Annotated in this window: 3 protein-coding genes and 1 pseudogene; all 4 read left to right on the forward strand. The window is 66.5% G+C overall.

Annotation, left to right across the window (positions count from 1 at the left end):
- Positions 1-208 (forward strand): annotated as a pseudogene (locus ACSFBE_RS23785) (methyl-accepting chemotaxis protein); the annotation flags it as partial.
- A 141-nt stretch (positions 209-349) separates the two neighbouring features.
- Positions 350-1933, forward strand: coding sequence for a methyl-accepting chemotaxis protein (locus ACSFBE_RS23790; RefSeq protein ID WP_435492870.1), 1584 nt, complete (start codon positions 350-352; stop codon positions 1931-1933).
- Positions 1934-2119: 186 nt separating this feature from the next.
- Positions 2120-2641, forward strand: coding sequence for a chemotaxis protein CheW (locus tag ACSFBE_RS23795; protein WP_435492871.1), 522 nt, complete (start codon positions 2120-2122; stop codon positions 2639-2641).
- A gap of 50 nt (positions 2642-2691) precedes the next feature.
- Positions 2692-3675: methyl-accepting chemotaxis protein (locus ACSFBE_RS23800; protein ID WP_435492872.1), on the forward strand; the 984-nt coding region annotated here is incomplete at its 3' end.

The following is a 3675-nucleotide window of genomic DNA, read 5'->3' on the forward strand; positions in this document are numbered from 1 at the left end:
CATCATGGGCGAGATCTCCTCGGCCAGCCAGGAGCAGACCTCCGGCATCGAGCAGATCAACCAGGCCATCACGCAGATGGACCAGGTGACGCAGCAGAACGCGGCGCTGGTGGAAGAAGCCGCGGCCGCCGCTGCCTCGCTGCAGGAGCAGGCCGGCAGCCTGTCGCACTCGGTGCGTGTCTTCCAGCTGGCGCCGACAGGCGCCTGAATATTTTGGCGGCGATGACTTCAACTTTTGTCTTCGTTGCCGATAACTGGACGTGGCCGTGGGCTGGTGCATCGCGAAAAGCGGTGCCCGCCGTCGCGCCGCACGGCCGTTCCCCCGTCTATGACTCCGCAAGGTAGAACCATGAATCTGCGAAACCTCAAAATCGGCGTGCGCCTTGGCGGCGGATTTGCGGCCATGCTGCTGCTGATGGCATTGATCGCTGGCGTCGGCATCGTGCGCCTCGACGCGGTGGGCCATTCGACCCAGGCGATGGTCGATGACGCGTTGGTCAAGGAGCGCCTGGCGGCCCGGTGGGCGAACCTGCTCGGACCGAGCATCGTCTACTCCTTCGGCATGGCCAAGGCCACCGACAGCGAGAACGAGGCGTACTTCAAGAAGAACCTCACCGAAGGCGTGGCGTCGATCAATCCGGTGCAGCAGGAGATGGGCAAGCTGCTCACCTCGCCGGAGGAAAAGAAGCTCTTCCTCGACGTGGTCGAGGCACGCAAGGCCGTGCTGGCCCATCTGGCGACCATCAATGCGCTGAAGGCGGCGGGCGACCGCGAAGGCGCGGCCAAGCTGGCCGACACCCAATACCAGGCCGGGCTCCTCGTGTACAGCAAGGCCGTGCAGCAGATCGCCGACGCCCAGCGCGTGCAGATCGACGCGATGGCCGCGGACATCCGGCGCAACCACCGAAGCGGCCGCTGGACCCTGCTCCTCCTGTCGGCGCTGGCCCTGGGGGTGGGCACGCTGTGCGCCTGGCGGCTCACCGTGGGCATCGTGCGTCCGATGCGCGGCGCGGTCGAGCTGGCCCAGAAGGTGGCCTCGGGCGACCTGAGCACGCACATGGACATCGCTTCGCGCGACGAGGTCGGCCAGCTGCTGACGGCGCTCAAGGCCATGAACGACAGCCTGGCCAAGGTGGTGGGCGAAGTGCGCCAGGGCACCGACACCATCGCGACGGCATCGAGTCAGATCGCCTCGGGCAACCAGGACCTGTCGTCCCGCACCGAGGAGCAGGCCAGCTCGCTGGAGCAGACGGCGGCCTCGATGGAGGAACTGACGGCCACCGTCAAGCAGAACGCCGACAACGCCCGTCAAGCCAACCAGCTTGCCGTGTCGGCATCCGAAGTTGCGGTGCGCGGCGGCAGCGTGGTGAGCCAGGTGGTCGACACGATGAGCGCGATCAACGCGTCGTCCAAGAAGATCGTCGACATCATCGGCGTGATCGACGGCATCGCTTTCCAGACCAATATCCTGGCGCTGAACGCGGCGGTGGAAGCGGCCCGCGCTGGCGAGCAGGGCCGCGGCTTTGCGGTGGTGGCCTCGGAAGTGCGCAGCCTGGCGCAACGCTCGGCCTCGGCCGCCAAGGAAATCAAGGCGCTCATCGACGACTCGGTGGGCAAGGTGGGTGCCGGCAGTGCCCAGGTGGCCGAGGCCGGCCAGACGATGGAAGAGATCGTGGCCAGCGTGAAGCGGGTGACCGACATCATGGGCGAGATCATGGCCGCCAGCCAGGAACAGACCTCGGGCATCGAGCAGATCAACCAGGCGATCACGCAGATGGACCAGGTGACGCAGCAGAACGCGGCGCTGGTGGAAGAGGCCGCAGCGGCTGCCGCTTCGCTGCAGGACCAGGCCGGCAGCCTGTCGCAGGTCGTCGGCGTCTTCCAGCTCCACCCCGTGTCCACGCCCACGCCCATGCGGCGCCTCCCCGCCTGAGTTGCACCGCGTTCATTCCAAAGAGACAGAACCGAGATCCCATGCGCGTCAATCTTCCCGTCACCGTCACCGTCACCGTCACCGGATACCCGCTGCCGCAGGGCGTGGCGCTGCCGGCCCTGGCCGACGCGGCCGACTGACCCGATTTTTCCTCCGTCCCATCCCAACCTTCAGCGAGGCAATTCCATGCTCACCAAATCTTCCCCCACCTCCAAGCAGCCGGGCGATGCAGGCGCTTCCAGCCGTGCGGCCGAAAAGCCGCTGGAGTTCCTGTCGTTCACCCTGGGCGACGAGGAATACGGCATCGACATCCAGAAGGTGCAGGAACTGCGCGGCTACGACGCCGTCACCCGCATCGCCAATGCGCCGGCTTTCATCAAGGGCGTGGTGAACCTGCGCGGGATCATCGTGCCGATCATCGACATGCGCATCAAGTTCAACCTGGGCGAGCCGAGCTACGACGAGTTCACCGTGGTCATCGTGCTGAACATCGGCGGCCGGGTGGTGGGCATGGTGGTGGACAGCGTGTCGGATGTGATCACGCTGAGCTCGGAACAGATCAAGCCGGCACCCGAGATGGGCTCGGCGCTGGACACCGACTACCTGATCGGCCTGGGCACGCTGGACGAGCGGATGCTGATCCTGGTGGACATCGACCGCCTGATGTCCAGCGAAGAAATGGGCCTGGTCGAGGCCGTGGCGGCCTGAGCGCGCGCGAACCTCTTTCGGTCTCCTGCCCCATCCCTTCGGATCTGCTCATGACATCCCTTCGCAACCTCCGCATCGGCACCCGCCTGGCGATCGCCTTCTCGATCGTGCTCGGCCTGACCGTGATCGCCGCTGCCTTCTCGCTGGTGAGCGCGGTGCGCAACGCGGAGGCCACCCGATTGATGATGCAGAGTCCGCTCGCCAAGGAGCGGTTGATCTCCGACTGGTACGTGCTGACCTATTCGGCCATCGCCCGCACCGCGATGATTTCCCGCACCACCGACGAGACGCTGCCGGTGACTTTCGCCGACGTCATCGCCGACAGTGTGAAGCGGGGCAGCGAGACGATCGCCAAGGTGGAGGCGCTGCTGGTCACCGAGGAGGAGAAGGCGGTCTTCAAGGACATCCTCGCGCTGCGTGCCAAGTACCAGGCTGCCAAGGACATGGTGGCGAAGGCCAAGGTCGGCGGTGGCGCCGACGAGGCGGCGCGCGTGTTCTCGGACAAGTTCAACCCGGCCGCCAAGGCCTACGAGTCGCGCGTGCTCTCGCTGCTGGCGATGGAGCGCCAGGCGATCGACGAGATGAGCCAGGCGATCGACCGGGCCAATGCCCGCAGCCTGCGGATGGGCGTGCTGCTGACGGTGCTCACGCTGCTGGCCGGCGCGGCCTTCGCCTTCTTCATCTCACGCAGCATCACCCGACCGCTGCGCCAGGCCGTCAAGGTCGCGGAGACGGTGGCCGCCGGCGACCTGAGCGGGCACATCGAAGTGCGCTCGACCGACGAGACCGGCCAGCTGATGCAGGCCCTGAAGAACATGAACGACAGCCTGGCCAAGGTGGTGGGCGAAGTGCGCCAGGGCACCGACACCATCGCGACGGCGTCGAGCCAGATCGCCTCGGGCAACCAGGACCTGTCCTCGCGCACCGAAGAGCAGGCCAGCTCGCTGGAGCAGACGGCGGCCTCGATGGAAGAACTGACGTCGACCGTCAAGCAGAACGCCGACAACGCACGCCAGGCCAACCAGCTGGCGGCC

It is taken from the genome of Variovorax sucrosi, from assembly GCF_051216635.1.
In the GTDB taxonomy this organism is placed as follows: Bacteria; Pseudomonadota; Gammaproteobacteria; order Burkholderiales; family Burkholderiaceae_C; genus Variovorax.

What these genes read in the sequence shown, in the direction of transcription:
- ACSFBE_RS23790 (WP_435492870.1), top strand. Translation starts at nt 350, where the DNA reads ATGAATCTGCGAAACCTCAAAATCGGCGTGCGCCTTGGCGGCGGATTT.
- ACSFBE_RS23795 (WP_435492871.1), top strand. Translation starts at nt 2,120, where the DNA reads ATGCTCACCAAATCTTCCCCCACCTCCAAGCAGCCGGGCGATGCAGGC.